Origin of the sequence: Pseudomonas sp. B22129 (assembly GCF_044218875.1) — a bacterium.
GTDB lineage: Bacteria > Pseudomonadota > Gammaproteobacteria > Pseudomonadales > Pseudomonadaceae > Aquipseudomonas.
This window is the reverse complement of the sequence record NZ_CP162592.1, coordinates 2334747-2355539: the sequence shown is the minus strand read 5'-3', so window position 1 is coordinate 2355539 and position 20793 is coordinate 2334747. Positions and strand designations below refer to the sequence as shown.

Here is a 20793-nt window from a genome sequence, read left to right as displayed (position 1 = left end):
GAACTGCCTGTATTGTCCGGGATTCGTCCAACACGCTCAAGCACGCAGGTTGACCGTAGCCGACACGCTCGCAACTCCCTATAATGGCGCCCCTATGGCTAAACAAAAGAAACACCCCACAGGGACCATCGCGCAAAACAAAAAGGCGCGACACGATTACTTCATCGAACATCGGTTCGAGGCTGGTCTGGTCCTGGCCGGCTGGGAAGTAAAAAGTCTGCGTGCCAGCAAGCTGCAACTGGTCGACAGCTACGTCCTGCTCAAGGATGGCGAGGCATGGCTGCTGGGCAGTCATATCACCCCGCTGACCACCGCGAGCACCCACGTGATTGCCGATCCGGTGCGCACGCGCAAGCTGTTGCTCAACGCCCGCGAACTGGAAAAGCTCGCCGCTGCCGTACAGCAGAAAGGCTACGCCTGCGTCTGCCTGTCCTGGTACTGGAGCAAGCATCTGGTCAAGTGCGAAATTGCGCTGGGCAAGGGCAAGAAGGAGTACGACAAGCGCGACACCGAGCGCGAGCGCGACTCCAACCGCGAGCTGCACCGCGCCGTGCGCAACAAAGGCAAGGAAGACTAATCCTTGTGACCATGTAGCCCCACGCGGGCTACATGCCTTTACGCCGCTCCGCCCGCGCCACGCGCTGAACCTCCTGACGCACCTCTTCCAGCACTTCCTGCACATACTGCAGGTGACGTGTTGAGACCTCCCGCGCCTGCTCAGCCCGCCCCTCGATAATCGCCAGGTACAAATCCCGATGCTGGCTGATCAGCATGTCACGGGTTTCCGTACGCTGTTGATACATCCCGCCGATATTGGTCACCACGTTGCGCTTGAGCAAATCGAACAACCCGCGAATGGTGTGCAGCAACACCGCATTATGGCTGGCCTCGGCGATGGCCAAGTGAAACCTCGCATCCGCCGCCCCCTCTTCCATCCGGCACACTTCATCAGCGCGCGCATAGCAATCCTGAAGTGCCTCAAACGCTGCCGTCAGCCGCTCGCGATCAACTTCGGTCGCACGCAAGGCGGCGTAATAGGCACATGACGCTTCCAGGGTCTGACGAAACTCCAGCAGATCACGCTGGGCCTCGGGATTGTTTTCCAGCAGGTGCAGCAACGGGTCGCTGAAGGTTGATCCCAGTGAATCGGCCACATAGTTGCCGCCGCCCTGGCGGCTGACCAACAACCCCTTGGCCGCCAGCTTCTGGATTGCCTCACGCAACGACGGGCGCGACACACCAAACTGCTCAGCCAGGGCGCGCTCAGCCGGCAAGCGCTCGCCCGACTTCAGCGTGCCCTCAAGGATCATGCCCTCAAGCTGCTCGACAATATCGTCAGACAAACGGCGCTGACGCACCTGATCAAACCCCATAACTCACTCTCCACAATCCCGACCACTCGCCGGGCCCTCTATTCTCGCCTATCGCTGCGCCTGCGGCACCTATCAGAACGCCTTCGATTCAACCGATCAGTACACGCCTTCGACCAAAGTTTCGCAGGCGGCAAATTGACACACCCCTGCCAAGGCTTTTACTCTAGCCGACAGCGACTGTAAATTGGTATTACCAATTATCCAAGCTGACCAAACAACAACAATCAGGGGCCACCCCACTATGCAAACCTGGCAACAGCTTTACAGCCCTCTCGGCAGCCTCGGCCTGTCCGCACTGGCCGCCGTTATTCCGATCGTGTTCTTCTTCCTCGCCTTGGCCGTGTTCCGCCTTAAAGGCCATGTGGCTGGCAGCATTACCCTGGCGCTGTCGATTCTGGTGGCAATCTTTGCTTTCCAGATGCCGGTGGACATGGCGCTCGCCGCCGCCGGTTATGGTTTTGCCTACGGCATATGGCCGATTGCATGGATCATCGTCGCCGCCGTATTCCTGTACAAACTCACCGTCAAAAGCGGCCAGTTCGAAATCATCCGCAGCTCCGTGCTGTCGATCACCGACGACCAGCGCCTGCAAGTGCTGTTGATTGGTTTCTGCTTCGGCGCCTTCCTCGAAGGTGCCGCCGGTTTCGGCGCACCCGTGGCGATTACCGCCGCGTTGCTGGTGGGCCTGGGCTTCAACCCGCTGTATGCCGCCGGCCTGTGCCTGATTGCCAACACCGCTCCGGTCGCCTTTGGCGCGCTGGGCATTCCGATTATCGTGGCGGGCCAAGTGACCGGCATTGATGCATTCAAGATCGGCGCCATGACCGGCCGGCAACTGCCGCTACTGTCGTTGTTCGTGCCCTTCTGGCTGGTGTTCATGATGGACGGCCTGCGCGGCGTTCGCGAAACCTGGCCGGCCGCCTTGGTCGCAGGTTTGAGCTTCGCCGTCACCCAATATTTCACCTCCAACTTCATCGGCCCGGAGCTGCCCGATATCACTTCAGCCCTGGCTAGCCTTATCGCCCTGACCTTATTCCTGAAGGTCTGGCAACCCAAGCGCACGGCAGGCGCACAGATTGCCGGCGCCACTTCCAGCGCAGCCATCACCGCTAGCGTGGGCGGTTTCGGCCAACCTCGGCAGACAGTCGCTTCACCCTACAGCCTGGGCCAGATTTTCAAAGCCTGGTCGCCGTTCCTTATCCTCACCGTGCTGGTGACCCTCTGGACCCTCAAACCCTTCAAGGCGATGTTCGCCGCCGGCGGGTCGATGTACAGCTGGGTGTTCAACTTCGCAATCCCGCACCTGGACCAGATGGTGATCAAGGTTGCCCCGATCGTCACCAACCCGACAGCCATCCCGGCAGTGTTCAAGCTGGACCCCATTTCAGCCACGGGCACCGCAATTTTCTTCTCTGCGTTGGTCTCGATGCTGGTGCTGAAGATAGGCATCAAAACTGGTCTGACCACTTTAAAAGAGACCTTCTACGAGCTGCGCTGGCCGATCCTGTCGATTGGCATGGTGCTGGCCTTCGCCTTCGTCACCAACTACTCCGGCATGTCCTCGACCATGGCCCTGGTATTGGCTGCCACAGGCGCAGCCTTCCCGTTCTTCTCACCTTTCCTCGGCTGGCTGGGAGTTTTTCTGACAGGCTCCGATACCTCATCCAACGCACTGTTCAGCTCGTTGCAGGCCACCACCGCCCACCAGATTGGCGTCAACGACACCCTGTTGGTAGCCGCCAACACCAGCGGCGGCGTGACCGGCAAAATGATTTCGCCGCAATCGATCGCCGTGGCCTGCGCCGCCACCGGCCTGGTGGGCAAAGAATCCGATCTGTTTCGCTTTACCCTCAAGCACAGCCTGTTTTTTGCCACTATCGTCGGGTTGATCACGCTGGCGCAGGCCTACTGGTTCACCGGTATGCTGGTGCACTAAAGAGCTGCACGTCACAGGGTAAGAATCGACGCCGGACCACGGTTCCGGCGTCTGCTATTTCTGGAGGACCGATGAGCCTGCCTGCTGCCTTTCTGCACGACGTCGCACAGCTGATCCCGAACGATCGCCGTTTCGACGACCCACTTTCCACCCTCGCCTTCGGCACTGACGCCAGCTTTTACCGACTCATCCCACAGCTGGTGATTCGCGTGGAGTCGGAAGACGAAGTCGTGGCGCTGCTGCAACTGGCCCAACGCGACCGGGTGCCGGTGACCTTCCGCGCAGCCGGCACCAGCTTGTCCGGGCAAGCCATCAGCGATTCGGTGCTGATCGTGCTGGGCGACAACTGGAACGGCCGCGAGATTCGCGGGCAAGGCACACAAATCCGTCTGCAACCCGGCGTGATCGGCGCTCAGGCCAATGCATGGCTGGCACCGTTCGGCCGCAAGATCGGGCCAGACCCGGCATCGATCAATGCCTGCAAAATCGGCGGCATCGTCGCCAATAACGCCAGCGGTATGTGTTGCGGTACCGCGCAAAACACCTATCACACACTCGCGGGCATTCGCCTCGTGCTGGCGGACGGCAGCCGCCTGGACACCGAGGACGCCGCCAGCGTCATAGCTTTTCGTGAAACGCACGGCGCACTGCTGGAACGCCTGGCAACACTCGGCCGCGAGACGCGGGCCAATACTGAATTAGCCGCAAAAATTCGCCACAAATACCGTCTGAAAAATACCACCGGCCTGTCACTCAATGCCTTAGTGGATTTCGACGAGCCGCTGGATATTCTCAGCCACTTGCTGGTGGGTTCCGAAGGCACGCTGGGTTTTATCAGCGCGGTGACTTACGACACGGTGATCGACCATCCGAACAAAGCCTCGGCGCTGATCGTATTCCCGGATGTCGAAACCTGCTGTAACGCAGTCACCGTGCTGAAAACCCAGCCGGTTTCAGCCGTTGAGCTGCTGGACCGACGCAGCCTGCGTTCCGTGCAAAGCAAACCCGGCATGCCGGCTTTCGTACAACAGCTATCGGAAAATGCCTGCGCACTGCTGATCGAATCCCGCGCCGCATCGACGTCATTACTGCATGAGCAACTGGCGCTGATCATGGCGTCCCTGGCGCCCTTCCCTGTGGAAAAACAGGTCGACTTCACCGAAGACCCACTGGAGAACGCCCGCTTGTGGGCCATCCGCAAGGACACCTTCCCCGCCGTCGGCGCGGTGCGTAAAACCGGCACCACGGTGATCATTGAAGACGTCACCTTCCCGGTCGAACAACTGGCCATCGGCGTGAACCGATTAATCGAGCTGTTCGACAAACATCACTACGACGAAGCGATCCTTTTCGGACACGCCCTGGAAGGCAATCTGCACTTCGTCTTCACCCAAGGCTTCAACAGCAGCGAAGAAGTCGCACGCTACCAGGCGTTCATGGACGACGTGGCGCAGCTGGTGGCGGTGGAATTCGGCGGCTCGCTGAAGGCCGAACACGGCACCGGCCGCAATATGGCGCCGTTTGTCGAGTTGGAATGGGGCAGCGATGCCTATCAACTGATGTGGCAGCTCAAGCGCCTGCTCGATCCGAACGGCATTCTTAACCCCGACGTGGTGCTCAGCGAAGACCCGCAAATCCACCTCAAACACCTCAAGCCACTGCCGGCGGCCGACGAGCTTGTGGATAAATGCATCGAGTGCGGCTTCTGCGAGCCGGTGTGCCCGTCGAAAGGCCTGACCCTGAGCCCGCGCCAGCGCATCGTGATCTGGCGCGATATCCAGGCGAAGAAACGCGCGGGCCTCGACACCATCGAACTGGAAGCGGCTTACCACTACCAAGGCATCGACACCTGCGCTGCCACAGGGTTGTGCGCTCAACGCTGTCCTGTAGGCATCAATACCGGTGACTTGGTGAAAAAGCTGCGCAGCCGTGACGCCGACCGTACGAAAACCGCCGACTGGCTCGCCAGCCATTTCGCCACGGCACTGCAAGGTGCGCGCTTTACCCTCCACGTCGCCAATGGCGCGCGGAGGCTGCTTGGCGCACCGCGATTGACCAAGCTGTCGGCAAAAATCACGCAGCTGTCCAACGGCCAAATCCCGCAGTGGACAAACGCCATGCCGCAGCCGGAAAAAGCCATCCGTTTCAGCCCCACGGTCAATGATGAGAGCCCGCGCGTGGTCTACCTGGCCGCCTGCGTCTCACGCGCGATGGGCCCGGCAGCGGGCGATAAAGAGCAGATGTCGCTGTACGACAAAACCCGCGGCCTGCTGGAAAAAGCCGGTTATCAAGTAGTCTTCCCCGACAATCAGGACAGCCTCTGCTGCGGCCAACCCTTCGCCTCCAAAGGCTACGCCGAACAAGCCGAACACAAGCGCCAGGAACTGATCGGCGCCCTGCTTCACGCCAGCCGTGGCGGGCTCGACCCCATCTACTGCGACACCAGCCCGTGCACCCTGCGGCTGGTGCAGGACCTCGGCGAAACACGCCTGGACCTTTACGACCCGGTACGTTTCATCCGCACGCATTTGATGGACCGCCTCGACTTCACCCCGCAGGAAGCGCCCATCGCGGTACATGTCACCTGCAGCACCCAGCATTTGGGTGAAAGCCAGGCACTGATTGACCTCGCCCGGCGTTGCGCCAAAACAGTGGTCATCCCCGAAGGCATCCACTGCTGCGGCTTTGCCGGTGACAAAGGTTTCACCACACCGGAACTCAACGCCCACTCACTGCGCAGCCTCAAAAACGCCGTGCAATATTGCAGCGAAGGCATCTCCACCAGCCGCACCTGCGAGATCGGCCTGAGCCAGCATGGCGGCATCGACTATCACGGGCTGGTGTACCTCGTGGATCGCGTCACCCAGGCCCGCGTGCATTAAACCTGCAAAAAAACAGAACCCCTGCGCGCCGGCGCAGTCATCTGCATAGGCCTCGGCGAACGAGGCTCAACAGTGATGTCGCTGGCAGGCCTTGAACGCCAGCAGCGTCGAGCCCTTTTTCGCAAGGAGATACCCTATGAAGCGTTCCGCTCTTGCTGGCTTGTTCATTACCGCTGCGATGCTGGCCTCCCCTGTTTTCGCGGCCGGCGAGCCCGACCTGTGCAAGATCAACCTCGACAAAATCAACAACGGCCAAGCCCTGCTCGCGACTGACACCAGTGGCAAAAAGGGCGAAATCGACACCGCCGTGTCCCAAGCCAAGGCCGCTCATGCCGCCGGCGATGACAAGAAGTGCATCGAGATCACCTCCAAAGCCATTCAAGACTTGCAGAACAGCGAGAAAGGCGGCCAGTAAACCCGGCGCCGTCTCACGGCCAACCTTCGGGTTGGCCTTCTCTGACCGTTTGGCGTACACTGCACAGGCTTGTCACTCACTAAGAAACAATGAGTTACAAGCACGGGGCCGTTTAGGATTCGACGCCGGTCGCGAAACTTTAGGTGCATGCCGAGTTGGTAACAGAACTCGTAAATCCACTGTTGCAACTTCTTATAGTTGCCAATGACGAAAACTACGGCCAGGAATTCGCTCTCGCTGCGTAAGCAGCCTTAGCCCTGAGCTTCTGGTACCTTCGGGTCCAGCAATCACCAGGGGATGTCTGTAAACCCAAAGTGATTGTCATATAGAACAGAATCGCCGTGCAGTACGTTGTGGACGAAGCGGCTAAAACTTACACAACTCGCCCAAAGCACCCTGCCCTTCGGGTCGCTGAGGGTTAACTTAATAGAAACGGCTACGCATGTAGTACCGACAGCGGAGTACTGGCGGACGGGGGTTCAAATCCCCCCGGCTCCACCATTTAGTCTTCCCAGGAAGACCCAGAAAAGCCGTAAAGCCTAGAGAAATCAAAGCTTTACGGCTTTTTTCTTGCCCGCGTTTTCCCACCTAATCCCAGGGCATCCCACGGTTGACGGGGGCATATATGGGGGCATAAAACGCTCATCAGCTCGCTCGGAGAGGATGTGCCCCCAATGCCACTGAAAGACACCAACTGCCGCAACGCCAAGCCCCAGGAAAAGCCATACCGCCTGTACGACGAACAAGGTCTGTACCTGGAAGTGCAGCCCAACGGGGGCCGTTACTGGCGCTTGAAGTACCGCTTTCTGGGAAAGGAAAAGCGCCTGGCGCTTGGTGTTTATCCTGAGGTCGGCCTGCAGGAGGCCCGGCGCAAACGTGATGACGCTCGTGTTCAGCTTGCTGGCGGCCAAGACCCTTCGCTGCAACGGCGTATGGCCAAGGTGGTCAGCCAGCTTGATCACCAGCACACCTTTGAGTCGGTTGCCACGCAGTGGCTCAGTGTTCGCGAGTCATCCTGGGATCCGGAATACACCCGCACGGTGCGGCAGCGCCTTGAACTCAATGCCTACCCCTGGCTGGGAAAACTCCCGATCAGCAGCATCAGCACGCCCATGCTGGTCGAAAACCTGCAGCGCATCATCAAGCGCGGCGCTCGCGAGACGGCGCGTCGTGTTGCCCAGATCTACAAACAGATTTTCGAGTTCGCCGAAGCTGCCGGCATCACCCCACCCAACCAGATCGGGAATCTCTCACGTACGCTCCCAGCCAAGCGGGTGAAACACTTTGCTGCCGTGACCAACCCGGAAAAACTCGGCGCTCTGCTTAAAGCACTGGATAGCTACAGCGGAACGATGCCTGTTTGTTGTGCGTTAAAACTGGCTCCGTTGCTGTTCTGCCGACCCGGAGACCTTCGACACATGGAGTGGTCGGAGGTTAATCTGGATGCTGGCGAATGGCTGATTCCCGGCCACAAGATGAAAGGGCTCACTGTCGCCAAGCAGGATCGCCCGGATCATTTGGTTCCCCTAGCAGCGATGTCTGGCGACTCCATCAATCAAGGAGTTTCAGCCATGAAAAAAATCACCCCCAATCCCCCAACCAGCCTCTTCACCGTCGCCGAAAACATCGACCCCGAAACCCTCCTGGTCCAAGCCAGCGAAACCCTCGCCTCGCTGAATGCCTTGACCACAGACCTAGCTTTCGAACTCGAAGGTTCCCACCGTCAAAAACTACTGGCCAGCCAACAATTGATCGCCTTGGGCGAACTGCTGGTCGAGCGCGTGCTCACCACGCTGGCAGCGCCCCAACCATCCCCGCAATAAAAACCAGAAAGGCCGAGTCGCCTTGCAGCAACCCGGCCCCCCCTCAGAAATCCCAGCGCGTGGTGACCATCACGTTGCGCGGGTCGCCGTAATACGCCGAGTCATAGAACCCGATGTTGGTGAAGTATTTCTTGTCGAACAGGTTGTTGACGTTAAGCGTGGCCGACAGGTTTTTGGTGAGCTGGTAGCGGGCCATCACGTCCACCAGCCAGTAGGGATCCTGGGTGAATTTTTCGGAGCGCCCGCCGCCCGGGTAGCCCCAGTTGCGTACGGTTTGCCAGCCGGCGCTTTGCCAGCGGGTGCCGCCGCCGAGGGTGAGTTTGTCGAGACTGCCCTGGAATTTGTAGCTGGTGTAGAGGCTGACTTGGTCTTGCGGCTCCCAGGTCGAGATTTTGTTGCTGTCGTCGTCGCGGGCGATTTTGTGGGTGTAGCCCGCCTGCAACTGCCAGCCGGGGGCGAGTTCGCCGGAGATTTCGGCTTCGTAGCCTTTGGTTTTGCTTTTGGTGCCGACGTAGGAGTAATCGACGCCTGGCTGGGAGTTCCAGGCGGTGTCGGCGACAGGGCGGTTGGTTTCGTGAACTTCGAAGTAGGCGAGGCTGGCGTTCAGGCGACCGTCGAAAAATTCCCCCTTGAGGCCCATTTCATAGTTCTTGCCTTCGTCGGGCTGCAACATGGTGTTGGTTCGGTCGCGGTACTGCGTTTGCGGCTTGAAGATTTCGGTGTAGCTGGCGTAGGCCGTGAAGTTTTCATTGAGGTCATAGGTCAGTCCCGCATAGGGCACGACCTTGCCGCTTTCTTTGGTGTCGCTGGTGCCGGTGACTTGATAGTTGGCAACCCGGGTGCCGAGCAGCAGGTGCAGCTCGTCGGTCAGGCTGAAGCGGCCGGTGATGTAGGTGCCGGTCTGGCGCGTGGTCTGGTCGTTGATCTTGGACGGGCTGCCCCAGTTGGGCTCGATGGCTTCGCCATGCCAGTTGTAGAAGTCATACGAATTGTCGACGTACACCGGGTTGCGGTAGTCCTTGGCTTTCCAGTGGGAGGTGGCCACGGACTGGCCAATGACCAATTCATGCTCGCGCCCGAACAACTCGAAAGGCCCTGACGCGTACACATCGAGGCTGTCACTGGTGGTGTCGCCCGTATATTTGGCCGCATAAATCGAACTGGCCGTGGCCGAGTCCTGGGAGATGTAGCCCAGGGGCGCGTCATAGCCGTTGACCTGATGGTTGTATTGGCCTTTGGCGACCCAGCCATTGCTGAAAGCGTGCTCGAGGGTAGCGAATACGGTGTTGCTGTACTGCGCCCACGAGCCCCATTTGGGGCCATTGTTGAACGAGCGCGGCACGTCCAATTTGTTGCCGGTAGCATCGAAGATTGTGCGCGAGCCGGTCCAGCTGGAGCCTTTGGGGTCGCTGTCCTGATAGTCGGCGCCCAGCGTCAGCAAGGTGTCCGGGGTCAGGTCGACTTCGAGGATGCCGTAGAACACGTTGGTCTTGCGCGAATAATGGTCGAGGAAGGATTTTTTGTCTTGATAGGCCGCCACCGCGCGACCGCGCACATTGCCGGTCTCGGTCAGCGGGCCGCTCACGTCGACCTGCGAGCGGTAGTTGTCCCACGAGCCTGCGCCCAGTTCGATGCTGCTTTTGAACTCGGCGGTCGGTTTTTTGCGGATCAGGTTGATGGTGCCGCCCGGGCCGCCTGCGCCGGTGAGCAAGCCGGTCGCGCCCTTGAGCACTTCGACGCGGTCGTAGATCGCCATGTCGGTGAGGGTCTGGCCGGCCGAGTACTGGGCGTCGCGCAGGGTGGGAATGCCGTCGTACTGGAAGTTCTCGATGGAGAACCCGCGGGAATAGTAGTTGGTGCGCTCGGAGTCATAGGTCGACACGGTGATGCCCGGTGTGTGGCGCATCACGTCGTCGATGGCATTGAGGCCGAAGTCGTCCATCACCTGGCGTGTGACCACCGAGATCGATTGCGGCGTTTCCCTCGGCGTCAGCACCAGCCGTGTGGCGGTGGCGATGGTGCCCGGCGTGTAGGAGCCGGTGCCTTCGGTGACGGTCCCCAGCTGGTTGGCGCTGACTTGCGTGGCTTGCAGTTCCACCTTGCCGTCTTGCGAGGCTGGCTTGGCCACCACGCGATAACCGCCCGACGCGTGCTCAGCCTGCAATCCCGCCGGGCCCAACAGGCGCTCCAAGCCTTCATCCACTGAAAAACTGCCCTGCAGGCCCTTGCTTTGAATGCCTGCCGCCAGCGCAGAGTCGATGCCGATCATCACGCCCGCTTGCTGCCCGAAAGCGCCCAGCACACGGTCCAGGCTACCCGGCGAAATGTCGTACGTCTGGGGCTGGGAATGTTCACGGGCGGGCGTGGATGTATCGGCGAAAGCGCCATGGCTGGCGGTTGCGACCGACAAACCAAAGAGGATGCTGCGCAAGGCGCAAGCAAGCGGAGTAACGCGGCTGAGCATAAAGACTGTCCTGTCGAGAAAGGGTTGGGGGCGCGCTTTTTCAGCGTCTTGCCTGTCTTGATGCTTGAGATAAGAAAAACTGCCACACGCGGGGAAAGTAATTTGAAGCTACGCCGGTACCACCGTGGCCAGGTAGCCGAACACCCGCTGCACACGCACGGGCAGCACCTGGGTCAGCAGGTCGAGGCTGGCTTCGGGATGGTCCAGCGAGAATGAGCCGGAAACCTGCAGCCCGGCCACCGAGGGATCGCAGCGCAGCACGCCACGCCGGTAACGATCAAGTTGTTCGAGCACTTCAGCCAGCGGCATGCGTTCGGCAATCAGCAGGCCTTGCGTCCAGGCTTCGGCGGTTGAGGGCACGCTGGAGGGCTGGCCATTCTGGCGGCTGTCGAAGCCCACTTGCTGGCCGGCAAGCAGGTGGAAGCCAACCCCGTGCAGCGGCTCGACCGACGCATTGCCCGACAGGATTTGCACCTGTGTGCCGGGCTGGCGAGGCAAGCCCTGGCTGATGATCAACCGTGACAATGCCCAGGGGCGCACCCAGCCATTGTCTGTCCTGATAGCCATCGCGCCGTTGGCACCCGTGGCCAGCAACAGCCTGCCGAGGCTGAGCGTCAGGTCGGTGCCGTGCACATCGATGGCGGTGCGGGTGTCCAGTTGCAGCTCGCCGGTGTTCGCCAACAGCACACGCCGCCGCTCGCCCGTGGCGGTGTGGTAGTCACTGAACAGTTCCGGCAACAGCACGCGCTCGCGTACGCTCAACCCCAAGGCACTGGCGATACTCAAACCCGCAAAGCCCTTGAGCACGGTGCGCCGTGAAGGTGTACTGCGGGCACGCAATAATTGCCGGGCGCTGGGCGCCGGCAATGCCTGGGTGCTGGCGCGCATCTCGCGGGTAAGCCCGACAAGGCGCTGCCAAGCCAATTCATGCTGGGGGTGTTCATTGCGCCACTGCTGGCACGCGTATTGATCCGCAGCGCCGCTGGTGCCGGATTGCAGGGTGACAATCCATTGCAACGCCTGCTCCAGCACGCGTTCTTCCAGCGCGTCCTTCATGCCCCGTACACCGCCAGGTAGCAATGGCGATAAGCCTTGAGCATGGCTTTTTGCACCACGTTCACGGTCAGGTCCATGCGCTCGGCGATCTGTGGATAAGTCAGGCCATCGAGTTGTGACAACAGGAACACTTCGCGCACCTTGCTTCCCAACCCGTCCAGCACCTGCCCGACGGCATCCAGGGCTTCCAGCACCAGCAGCCGTGTTTCCGGCGACGGCATATGTTCCGGTTCAAGAATCGTCAGCGACTGTTCATAAGCCCGCTCCAGTGCCTGGCGGCGAAAATACTGCCCGCACAACCGGCTGGCGACGGTGGTGAGATAAGCCCGCGGCTCGCGAAAGACCGGCACGGTGTTGCTGCTCAGAATGCGCACAAAGGTGTCTTGCGCCAGGTCCATCGCCTGCTCCTGCCCACCCAGCTTGCGCCGCAGCAACTGCACCACCCAGCTGTGATGCTGGGCGTAGAGCTCGCCCACAACACAATGGGCCGAAGAGGATGAGGCCATCAGAACAATATCCCGCGGGCTGTTTAAGAATGGCTCACATGATAATACTTCTCATTAGAGACGAGTTAGCAGTTTCTGATTAAACCATTTCGGTTGCATACCAACCATTTCGGTAGAATAATCCCAACCCTCCCCCGACACGTGTCGGCCTGCGCACGCCTACCTCCAAACAAGGAATACACCTGTGGGTCTTTTGTTCGCAGCGTTGAGAGGAATACAAGGCCGGCGCACGCGCAGCAGGCTGGCACTGGCCTCTTGCGGTACTAAACGAGGCACTGGAAATCATCCACACCCTGCCATTGCGGCTATGACCCGGCCGCGCAAGTGGCTGATGATTGTGCTCGGTGTGGTGCTGGTCACCGCACTGATACCGGATGACGCCACCTCACCAGGCGCCCGGCACGGGGTGTGGAGTCACAGGCTTTTGGGGATGGTCAGGGGGTTGTGAGGCCATGGTGGCCGAGCGTATCCATGGCGGCCTGGATAATCAGCGGGCGCCACTCGCGATGCAAGCCCGAGCGCACCGCCACCAACGCCGTGGCGCCCAACCCGGTGAGTGCGCTGGTGACACGTACCAGGCGTTCCTGAGACACACTGGCCAGCTCGATGCCCAGCGCGACGTAGACGAGCAACGCCATCTGCATCAGCTCAGGCACCTCACTTTGCTCACCCTCCACCAGCCGGTTGGCAAACGCCGACACACCCGGCCAGGCAAAGGTGAAGTCCACCAGGTTCTCGATCACTGCGTGCTCACGCTCAACGCCAGGCGCAAGGCCCTCCACGCGCTCGATCAGCACCTGCATGTGCTCCAGGCCCGTGCGCAACGCGGCATCAAACAACGCCTGCTTGCTCGGGAAGTGGTGCAGCAAACCGGCTTTGGAGTAATTCACGGCATCAGCGATCTGCTGAAGCGAGGTATGCGCGAAACCATGCTTGGCAAACAGCCCGGCGGCACGGTCGATGATCTCGGCATTCAGTTCGGATTTGGTCATTCTAGGCATGGCGCCAGCCTAGCATAGCTTGCGGCCTAAGCCGGTAATCTCCAGCCGAATCGGCCGGCAGGCTCCGCCTTCGGCGCCTTACAAAAAACTGACATTCATTCACGAAATATTCAGAAATGCTGACAGATACTAGCTGATTGCCACGGCCGTTCCCCCGAGCGGTCCCTTGCCTCGGTAGCCAGATCCATGACGCGTCCCGCTTCTCTGCTGCTCCTTCTCGCCGGAATCCTGTTCTTCTTCGCCCTCGGTAGTCATGAGCTTCAAGGCTCCACCGAGGCCCGTGTCGCCGGGATCGCGATGGCCATGCACCTGGACAATGACTGGGTGATCCCGCGCCTGTTCCAGGAACCCTTCCTGGAAAAACCGCCCCTGAGCCTATGGCTGGATGCCGGTGCCATCCGCCTGTTTGGCGGCACCACCTGGGCCGTGCGCCTGGCGTCGGCGTTTGCCGGCCTGTTCAGCGTGATGCTGTTTTACGGGATGCTGCGCCAGTTCGGGCGGCCGAAAACCCTGGCGTTCTGCGCCGCGCTGATTCTGGCAACCATGGCCAGTTACTGGGGCAATGTGCGCGGCGTGGGTGAAGACTCGCTGCTCAGCCTGGGCGTGACCACCGCGCTGCTGGCGTTCTACCAAGCCGTGCGGCCAGACCGCCAAGGCTCCGCGGCCTGGGCCTGGGCGTTGTTTACCGCCGGGATGGTCATCGCCACCCTGAGCAAAGGCGTGCTGGGCCTGGCGATGCCGGGCATTGTGATCTTTGTGTACCTGCTCAGCACCAGCGTGATGGATAAACGCGTGCGCATCGGCGACTGGCTCAAGCCGGCGCTGTTCACGGTGCTGGCCTTGGTGCCGCTGCTGATCTGGCTGGGGTTCCTGTTCCAGCGCGGCGGGATGCAGTCCGTGGCCGAAGTGCTGTGGACCAACAGCGTCGGGCGCTTCAGCGGCTCCTTTGTCGAAGCCGGGCATTACGAGCCCATCTACTACTACATCGCCAAACTGCCCGAGGCCTTCCTGCCCTGGAATATCCTGGTGTACCTGGGCCTGTGGCACTTTCGCAAAACCCTGGTGCGCAACCGCTACCACTTGTTCTTCAGCGTATGGCTGGTGGCGCAGTTCACCCTGCTGACCTTGGCCTCCAGTAAACGCGTGGTTTACCTGATGGCGCTCACCCCCGCCGCCGCTGTACTCGCCGCAGAATATGCCGGGGTGTTGCTGGAATGGGCGAAAACCCGCAAGCCTTGGCTGTATCGCTATCACCGGGGCGTGATCGTCGGCGCCTTCACCCTGGCCATTGTCAGTTACATGACGGCCGCGTTCTGGTTTGCGCCGAAAGCGGATAAACGTGAGTCGTTCGTGCCGGTGATCAGCCAGGCCAAGGCCTATCAAAACGAAGGCAAGGACGTGGTGTTATTCCAGCCCAACGAACGCATTGCCGGCGCCAGCGTGTTCTACCTGCAAGCCTACTTGCCGATCCTGCAAACCGAAGCGCAGCTGCGCAGTTTTCTCACGGCCAAGCCGGGCAACATCGCGTTGCTGGACCGTACCGAACAGCTGAGTGAGAAGGTCACCGTGATCAAGGAGATGAAAATCGGCCGCCAGCCTTACTTCTTCGTCGAGCAGTAAGGCTGGCGCCGTGCATCAGTGCTTGGTGACTTTGTCCAGGTAACCCATGGCGAACGCCGAGATCACGAAGGTCATGTGGATGATCACGTACCACATCAAATGCTGCGGATCGACGTTCTTGGCGTCCATGAAGATGCGCAGCAGGTGGATGGACGAGATCGCCACGATGGAGGCCGCCACCTTCATCTTCAATGAGGACGAGTCCATGGTGCCCAGCCAGTTGAGCTTTTCCTTGCTCTCATCGATGTCCAGCTGCGAGACGAAATTCTCGTAGCCGGAAATCATCACCATCACCAGCAGGCCGCCGACCAGCGCCATGTCGATCAACGACAGCAGCACCAGGATCAGCTCCGACTCGGCCATCGAAAAGACGCTGGGCAGCAGGTGAATCACTTCCTGGAAGAATTTCAGCGCCAGCGCCAGCAACCCCAGGGACAAACCGAAATAGATCGGCGCCAGCAGCCAACGCGAGGCATACATGGCATTTTCGATAAAGCGTTCCATTGAATCTCACACAGCTCTGCTAAAAATGGCCGCGAGTATACCAGCCGCTCACAAACACCTGTCACCGCGAGAAAACTGACCTGAGCGGCATCTGTAAGAAGATTTTTCTGCTAGTGTCGAGCCCATCAAATCGGCTCGATGACGTCGAACAGGAAAAACTCAGATGATGGATGTGCGATCCCATTTGGCCACTATCGGCCTGGGTGCGATGTTGCTGATGAGTGGCGGCTGCTCACCCAAAGAAGAGCCCAAGCAAGCCACCCTCGAAGAGAAAACCGCCAAGTTCGAGCAGTCGCTGGACAGCATCCAGGACCCCAAACTGCGCGACGCCATCGCCGACCTCGGCGGCTCCCTGCTGTTGCTCGAGCGCGCCCGCGTCAAGCTCGCCGACAAGCCCATCGAAGCCGAATACGGCGAAGACACCCTGGCCCTGCTCAAGCACTACCCCACGCCCCAGGCCTTGGTGGACACCTACATCAACGGCCTGTTCGTGCTGCGCAAAGCCTCGCACTCCGACTACCTGACCGACTTGCAGCCGGTCTTCCCGTTCACCTTCAACACCCCGGATCAATTCCCCTTTCCTCACGGCCTGGAATGGCAGTCGGTGACCTTGAGCAACAACAAGGTCATCCCGTTCCAGCCGGAATGGTCGGAAACCGACCCGGGCATCCAGCTCAGCCCCAGCAGCTCCAACCTGACCAACCCCGATGACCTGACCATCACCTACCCGTTTATTGACGGCATCGAAACCGAGAACAAGAGCCAGCCGCAGCCCGTGAGCCTTAAAGGCGCGGTGGAGGTAGTTGCGCCGGGCAAGGTGCTGACCTTCGACTTGTCGAAAAAAGACGTCGGCCACAAACGCACCGAGGGCAACATCACCCTCAACCTGCTGTTGCTGGAAAAAAACTACGCCGAGATCGAGCTGACCAACAGCGAGCCACTGGCGCCGGAAGTCGGCGACGAATCACCGAACCCGCTGCTGGTGCAGGCCCGGGACAGCACCGGGCAATTTCTGACGCGCTCAGGCTCGATCAACGAAAACGCCGCGCAAGTGGCGTTCTATGAAAAACAGCTGGCCGAGATGCAGAAGCAAAAAACCTGGTCGGATGCGTTCGAAAAACAACTCACTGACGAGCAAAAAGCCTTCGAGCACAAGCAAAGCAGCCATTACGCCAAGGTGTACTTCAACGGCGTGATCGACAGCCTGCAGGTCAATGTCCTCGACTTCTCCACCGCCACGCTCACGCGCAAAGACCTCGACCTGCCGGTGCAACGCTTCGACAAGAACAGCCTGCAAAATACCGTGCAACCCCTGCCGATGCCGGTCACGGTGTATGACGACGGCGTCGCCAGCTGGCTCAAAGACGCGGCGATGACCGAGGACCAGCTGAAAAAAAGCGTCACCATCAGCCAGTCGACCGAAGACGCCAGTGCCGCGAAAGTCGTGTTTGACCACCCCTTCACCTTCAACGACGACCTGGTCGGCGCCGAGCGCAACAACAGCGACGCGCCTATCACCTTCTTCACGGCAGACGACAAGGGCGAGCGCGGCGAGCCCATTGAGCTGCCCTCCGAAGCCTTTGAGCTGAACGCGGGCAGCGGCACGCTGACATACGATCTAAACCTGTTCCCCGAAACGCCGGCGTTTGTGGTGGGTTCGGTGCCGCTGTTCCTGGCCACGATCAACAAGGCCACGATTGATGTGGCCAAGCTGCCCAAAGGCCTGTCGCTCAAGGACAACGCACTGGTCGTCGACCAGAAGGAATTCCCCTCCGACAGCTGGCGCTTCTATGCCAGGGACGCCAGCGGCAACTACCTCAAGGAAATCCTCGGGGTCAGCCACCGCGCCGAGGAGTACGGCACGGCGCTGTTTGACGTGCATTACTTCTACGGCCAGCCGACTTCGCTGGAAAGTTACCAGCGCACCGACCTCGACACCGTGCAATACGGCTTCGAGGTCAAGCTGGACAAGCCAGAGACCAAGTAAAACTCAGTGGTGGGTATCACGGGTCGCGTGTACTCGCTCTCCATTGAGCTGCCGCAGGTGGGCCTGCAGGTGCAGGCACCAGATCTGCGGGTCGTCCGCCAACTCGTAGCCGTGCAGCGTCAGGCTGTCGACGATGGACCCCAGAATGGTTTCCGCCACGAAAGGCCCGTGAAACGGGCCTTGGGACTTGATGGTGGATGGCTGTTCGCCCGTCATTCCAGCGGCAAACAACAAGGTCCACATCCCGTTATCCCCGGCAAGAGGGCGAATGGAACATTCGATACGGGTGACCAGGCCCAAGCATTGGCGGGTAAGGCAAAGGTTGCGCGGCATGGCGGCGACCCTCGGTAGATCGGTGTTCAACCTCAACCCAGGGCCGAGGCTGTTTCTATCCAGCGACTCCTTTGGATATCCCTTGAGCTGAGAATAGAAGAAAACCAGTACAAACCAAGGTTGTAGGGACCAACGGGCGTTGGCCCCTGATGAACGAGTCAAAAATATGGCGAACTACACGTCATTCCCAAACACACCACTGAACCAATGTGGGAGCGGGCTTGCTCGCGAATGCGGTAGATCAGCCACTTATAAGTCGACTGACACACCGCCTTCGCGAGCAAGCCCGCTCCCACATTGACTGCACTCCGACGAAAAATCAGGTGAGTTTGGCTTCCGCCAGCGCCTGCTGCGCCAACTCCTTCTCCGCCTCCTTCAAATCTTCCTCGCTGATCATCTCGGCAATCGCGCGCAAGCGCTCGACCACGCGGGCATTGACCGTGCCTTCGGGGAATTGCCCTTCCTCGTCCGGCTCACCGGCCGGCTCGCCCACCAGCAGGCTCAGCGCCTCGTCGGCCTGGCGCACGGCGTAGATATGGAACTGCCCGGCCCGCACGGCCTGCAGCACCTTCTCGTCGAGCATCAGCGTGGCGACGTTGGCCTGGGGAATGATCGCGCCCTGTTCACCGGTCAACCCGCGCGCTTCGCAGAGGCGGAAGAAGCCTTCGATCTTCTCGTTGACCCCGCCCACCGCCTGCACTTCACCAAACTGGTTGATGGAGCCGGTGATGGCGAAACACTGCTTGAGCGGCGTTTTCGACAATGCCGAAATCAAGGTGCAGGCCTCGCCGAGCGATGCACTGTCGCCGTCCACGTAACCGTAGGACTGTTCCAGCGCGATACTCGCCGAGATCGCCAGCGGGAATTCCTGGGCATAGCGGCTGCCCAGGTAACCAGTGAGGATCATCACGCCCTTGGAGTGAATCGGCTGGCCGAGGTTAACCTCGCGCTCGATGTCCACAATGCCGCTGCCGCCCGGGTACACCGTGGCAGAAATCCGCGCCGGTACGCCAAACGCCGAATCCCCGACTTCGAGCACTGTCAGCCCGTTGCACTTGCCCACCGCGGCACCTGCGGTATCGATGAGGATGACCCCGGCGAGCATGTCGTCGAGAATCCGCGCCGACACCCGCCCGGTACGCGTGGCCTTGGCCTTGAGCGCGCGTTCGATATGGCCGGCATCGGTCATCTCGTCGCCGGCCAGGTGGCGAATGAAATCCGCCTCGCTGACCAGTTGGAACAAGTCACCAATACGCGCCGACAAACGGCCCTGATGCTCCGCCAGCCGTGCGCTGTACGTGGCCAACCGCGCCACCGCATCCGACGTCAGCGGCGCCATGCCTTCTTCCGAGGTGCGGGTTTTGAGCAACTGGGCGAACTGCTCCAGGCTCTCGTCGACCATCGGGATGTCTTCGTCGAAATCCACCAGAACGCGGAACATCTCCTGGAAATCCGGATCGGCGTCCTGCAACGCGTAGTACAACTGGCGCGAGCCGATGATGATGACTTTGACCTGCAACGGAATCATCTGCGGGTTCAGGGTCACGGTCGCCAGGCGGCCCAATTCCCCCAGTGGCGATTCCATCTTCAGCTTGCGCGATTGCAGGGAACGCTTGAGCGCATCCCACACAAACGGTTCGCCGAGCATTTTCTCGGCCTCAAGGATCAGAAAACCGCCGTTGGCACGGTGCAATGCGCCTGGGCGCAGTTGGCGGTAAGTGGTGTAGAGCGCGCCCTGGTCGGTGCTGTATTCGATACGGCCGAACAGGTTGTCGTAGGTCGGGTGCGGTTCAAACACCACCGGCGCGCCGCCGTTGACCGGGTGGCCAACCACCAGGCTCGGGCAGTATTGCTCCTCAAGCAGCTTGCGCGCCTGGGCGTCGGTCTTGGAGTCGTCGACCAATTGCTCGACCACGGTTTTCAGCAAATACACCTGCATGGCTTGCAAGTAACCGCACACCGCAGCATTTTCTGCGTACTTTTCCGACAGCGGCGCGAGCAACGGCTGCAGGGCCAGGGTGATGGTTTCTTCGTTGAATTGGCGCAGTTGGTTGTTGGATTCACGCTTCCACTGCGGCAGGCTCGCCAGTTCTTCGTTAAGGCGCTCTTCCAGCTCGGAAATGTCCGTGTGGAAACGCTCACGGTCGGCTTCCGGCAGTTGCGAAAACTCGGCCTCGTCCAGCGCCTTGCCGTCTAGCATCGGGGTGAAGGCGATGTTGGAGCTGTCGCGGTACAGCGCCACGTCTTTTTCCAGGGCCAGACGCTCGATCACGTCCAAGGCCTTGTCGTAACGCTGGTTGAAAGCGCGGTCGATGGCGCTTTTGCGCTGTTGATAAGTCGGGTGTTCGAAGACCGCCGGGAAGGTGGCGACCAGGTTGTCGACCAGCCCGTTGATATCGGCGATAAACGCCGCCGCAGCGCCGCCCGGCAATTCCAGGGCACGCGGTTCGCGCGGCTCATCAAAATTGTTGACGTAGACCCAGTCCGCCGGGGTCTGCAGGCGTTTGCCTTCGGCTTTCAGGTAGCGTTTGACGAACGAAAAGCGGCCGGTACCGGGCTCGCCCATGACAAACACGTTGTAACCGGGGCGTGGCATGGCCACACCAAACTGCAACGCTTCAACTGCGCGTTCCTGGCCAAGCACACCGCGAAAGGGCTCCAAATCATTGGTGGTCGAGAAGCTGAACTGTTCAGCGGAGAAAGGGCGAGTCAGCGCTTCAGGCGCTAGACGCAAGCTGGCAGCAACAGGATCAGGCATCGGGCTTCCTTACATCAGGCGGGGCAGATAACGGCATTCTGGCTCTCGCTTGCGCGCTCTGGCAAGGCGAGCCTGTGGGAAAGCATAGACACGGGATGCGCCCTACAAATAAATCGCGATAAGTCTGATTGTTTT

15 protein-coding genes and 1 other RNA gene are annotated in these 20793 nt (G+C 60.2%); 8 read left to right on the top strand and 8 right to left on the bottom strand.

What is annotated here, in order from left to right:
* Window positions 1–94 precede the first annotated feature (94 nt).
* Window positions 95–577 carry an SsrA-binding protein SmpB gene (gene smpB / locus AB4P94_RS10715; RefSeq protein WP_005791513.1) on the top strand — a complete coding sequence of 161 codons (483 nt, stop codon included), beginning with the start codon at window positions 95–97 and terminating at the stop codon, window positions 575–577.
* 28 nt (window positions 578–605) lie between these two features.
* On the opposite strand, the gene AB4P94_RS10710 is transcribed toward smpB, so the two are convergent.
* Window positions 606–1373, bottom strand: coding sequence for a GntR family transcriptional regulator (locus AB4P94_RS10710; RefSeq protein ID WP_395610499.1), 768 nt, complete (start codon window positions 1371–1373; stop codon window positions 606–608).
* Window positions 1374–1614: 241 nt separating this feature from the next.
* Between AB4P94_RS10710 and AB4P94_RS10705 the strand changes: the two genes are divergently transcribed.
* From AB4P94_RS10705 to AB4P94_RS10685, 5 genes are all read left to right on the top strand, one after another.
* Window positions 1615–3309: a lactate permease LctP family transporter gene (locus tag AB4P94_RS10705; protein WP_395610498.1), complete on the top strand. Its 1695-nt coding sequence runs from the start codon at window positions 1615–1617 to the stop codon at window positions 3307–3309.
* 71 nt (window positions 3310–3380) lie between these two features.
* Window positions 3381–6191, top strand: coding sequence for an FAD-binding and (Fe-S)-binding domain-containing protein (locus AB4P94_RS10700; protein ID WP_395610497.1), 2811 nt, complete (start codon window positions 3381–3383; stop codon window positions 6189–6191).
* A gap of 136 nt (window positions 6192–6327) precedes the next feature.
* On the top strand, window positions 6328–6606 hold the full coding sequence (locus AB4P94_RS10695) for a hypothetical protein (RefSeq protein WP_395610496.1): 279 nt from the start codon (window positions 6328–6330) through the stop codon (window positions 6604–6606).
* Between the two features lie 104 nt (window positions 6607–6710).
* Window positions 6711–7107: a transfer-messenger RNA gene (gene ssrA, locus AB4P94_RS10690) on the top strand.
* A gap of 173 nt (window positions 7108–7280) precedes the next feature.
* A complete protein-coding gene (locus AB4P94_RS10685; protein WP_395610495.1) occupies window positions 7281–8429 on the top strand; it encodes a DUF6124 family protein in 1149 nt (382 codons plus the stop codon).
* Between the two features lie 43 nt (window positions 8430–8472).
* Here AB4P94_RS10685 and AB4P94_RS10680 read toward each other — a convergent pair whose 3' ends face one another.
* The 4 genes from AB4P94_RS10680 to AB4P94_RS10665 all read right to left on the bottom strand — a co-directional run bounded on the left by AB4P94_RS10680 (window position 8473) and on the right by AB4P94_RS10665 (window position 13447).
* Window positions 8473–10893: a TonB-dependent siderophore receptor gene (locus AB4P94_RS10680; RefSeq protein ID WP_395610494.1), complete on the bottom strand. Its 2421-nt coding sequence runs from the start codon at window positions 10891–10893 to the stop codon at window positions 8473–8475.
* Between the two features lie 108 nt (window positions 10894–11001).
* The gene (locus AB4P94_RS10675; protein WP_395610493.1) at window positions 11002–11949 is read right to left on the bottom strand and encodes a DUF4880 domain-containing protein; all 948 of its coding nucleotides are present in this window, start codon (window positions 11947–11949) and stop codon (window positions 11002–11004) included.
* Window positions 11946–12455 carry a sigma-70 family RNA polymerase sigma factor gene (locus tag AB4P94_RS10670; protein WP_395610492.1) on the bottom strand — a complete coding sequence of 170 codons (510 nt, stop codon included), beginning with the start codon at window positions 12453–12455 and terminating at the stop codon, window positions 11946–11948. Before AB4P94_RS10670 ends, AB4P94_RS10675 begins: the two co-directional genes overlap by 4 nt.
* A gap of 434 nt (window positions 12456–12889) precedes the next feature.
* Window positions 12890–13447, bottom strand: a complete 558-nt coding sequence (locus AB4P94_RS10665; protein WP_395610491.1) for a TetR/AcrR family transcriptional regulator — start codon at window positions 13445–13447, stop codon at window positions 12890–12892.
* Between the two features lie 195 nt (window positions 13448–13642).
* On the opposite strand from AB4P94_RS10665, the gene AB4P94_RS10660 reads away from it, so the two are divergent.
* Window positions 13643–15076 carry an ArnT family glycosyltransferase gene (locus AB4P94_RS10660; RefSeq protein ID WP_395610490.1) on the top strand — a complete coding sequence of 478 codons (1434 nt, stop codon included), beginning with the start codon at window positions 13643–13645 and terminating at the stop codon, window positions 15074–15076.
* Between the two features lie 15 nt (window positions 15077–15091).
* Here the strand turns inward: AB4P94_RS10660 and AB4P94_RS10655 are convergent, their stop codons facing one another.
* Complete coding sequence (locus AB4P94_RS10655) at window positions 15092–15580, bottom strand: TIGR00645 family protein (RefSeq protein ID WP_016976786.1); 489 nt, start codon at window positions 15578–15580, stop codon at window positions 15092–15094.
* A 163-nt stretch (window positions 15581–15743) separates the two neighbouring features.
* On the opposite strand from AB4P94_RS10655, the gene AB4P94_RS10650 reads away from it, so the two are divergent.
* Window positions 15744–17567: a hypothetical protein gene (locus AB4P94_RS10650; protein ID WP_395610489.1), complete on the top strand. Its 1824-nt coding sequence runs from the start codon at window positions 15744–15746 to the stop codon at window positions 17565–17567.
* 3 nt (window positions 17568–17570) lie between these two features.
* On the opposite strand, the gene AB4P94_RS10645 is transcribed toward AB4P94_RS10650, so the two are convergent.
* Together AB4P94_RS10645 and AB4P94_RS10640 are read right to left on the bottom strand one after the other, a co-directional pair.
* Window positions 17571–17900 (bottom strand): hypothetical protein, encoded by a 330-nt coding sequence (locus tag AB4P94_RS10645; RefSeq protein WP_395610488.1) that lies wholly within the window; start codon window positions 17898–17900, stop codon window positions 17571–17573.
* 319 nt (window positions 17901–18219) lie between these two features.
* A complete protein-coding gene (locus AB4P94_RS10640; RefSeq protein ID WP_395610487.1) occupies window positions 18220–20658 on the bottom strand; it encodes a Lon protease family protein in 2439 nt (812 codons plus the stop codon).
* Between the last annotated feature and the right edge of the window lie 135 nt (window positions 20659–20793).

What these genes read in the sequence shown, in the direction of transcription:
- smpB (WP_005791513.1), top strand. Translation starts at nt 95, where the DNA reads ATGGCTAAACAAAAGAAACACCCCACAGGGACCATCGCGCAAAACAAA.
- AB4P94_RS10710 (WP_395610499.1), bottom strand. Translation starts at nt 1,373, where the DNA reads ATGGGGTTTGATCAGGTGCGTCAGCGCCGTTTGTCTGACGATATTGTC.
- AB4P94_RS10705 (WP_395610498.1), top strand. Translation starts at nt 1,615, where the DNA reads ATGCAAACCTGGCAACAGCTTTACAGCCCTCTCGGCAGCCTCGGCCTG.
- AB4P94_RS10700 (WP_395610497.1), top strand. Translation starts at nt 3,381, where the DNA reads ATGAGCCTGCCTGCTGCCTTTCTGCACGACGTCGCACAGCTGATCCCG.
- AB4P94_RS10695 (WP_395610496.1), top strand. Translation starts at nt 6,328, where the DNA reads ATGAAGCGTTCCGCTCTTGCTGGCTTGTTCATTACCGCTGCGATGCTG.
- AB4P94_RS10685 (WP_395610495.1), top strand. Translation starts at nt 7,281, where the DNA reads ATGCCACTGAAAGACACCAACTGCCGCAACGCCAAGCCCCAGGAAAAG.
- AB4P94_RS10680 (WP_395610494.1), bottom strand. Translation starts at nt 10,893, where the DNA reads ATGCTCAGCCGCGTTACTCCGCTTGCTTGCGCCTTGCGCAGCATCCTC.
- AB4P94_RS10675 (WP_395610493.1), bottom strand. Translation starts at nt 11,949, where the DNA reads ATGAAGGACGCGCTGGAAGAACGCGTGCTGGAGCAGGCGTTGCAATGG.
- AB4P94_RS10670 (WP_395610492.1), bottom strand. Translation starts at nt 12,455, where the DNA reads ATGGCCTCATCCTCTTCGGCCCATTGTGTTGTGGGCGAGCTCTACGCC.
- AB4P94_RS10665 (WP_395610491.1), bottom strand. Translation starts at nt 13,447, where the DNA reads ATGACCAAATCCGAACTGAATGCCGAGATCATCGACCGTGCCGCCGGG.
- AB4P94_RS10660 (WP_395610490.1), top strand. Translation starts at nt 13,643, where the DNA reads ATGACGCGTCCCGCTTCTCTGCTGCTCCTTCTCGCCGGAATCCTGTTC.
- AB4P94_RS10655 (WP_016976786.1), bottom strand. Translation starts at nt 15,580, where the DNA reads ATGGAACGCTTTATCGAAAATGCCATGTATGCCTCGCGTTGGCTGCTG.
- AB4P94_RS10650 (WP_395610489.1), top strand. Translation starts at nt 15,744, where the DNA reads ATGATGGATGTGCGATCCCATTTGGCCACTATCGGCCTGGGTGCGATG.
- AB4P94_RS10645 (WP_395610488.1), bottom strand. Translation starts at nt 17,900, where the DNA reads ATGCCGCGCAACCTTTGCCTTACCCGCCAATGCTTGGGCCTGGTCACC.
- AB4P94_RS10640 (WP_395610487.1), bottom strand. Translation starts at nt 20,658, where the DNA reads ATGCCTGATCCTGTTGCTGCCAGCTTGCGTCTAGCGCCTGAAGCGCTG.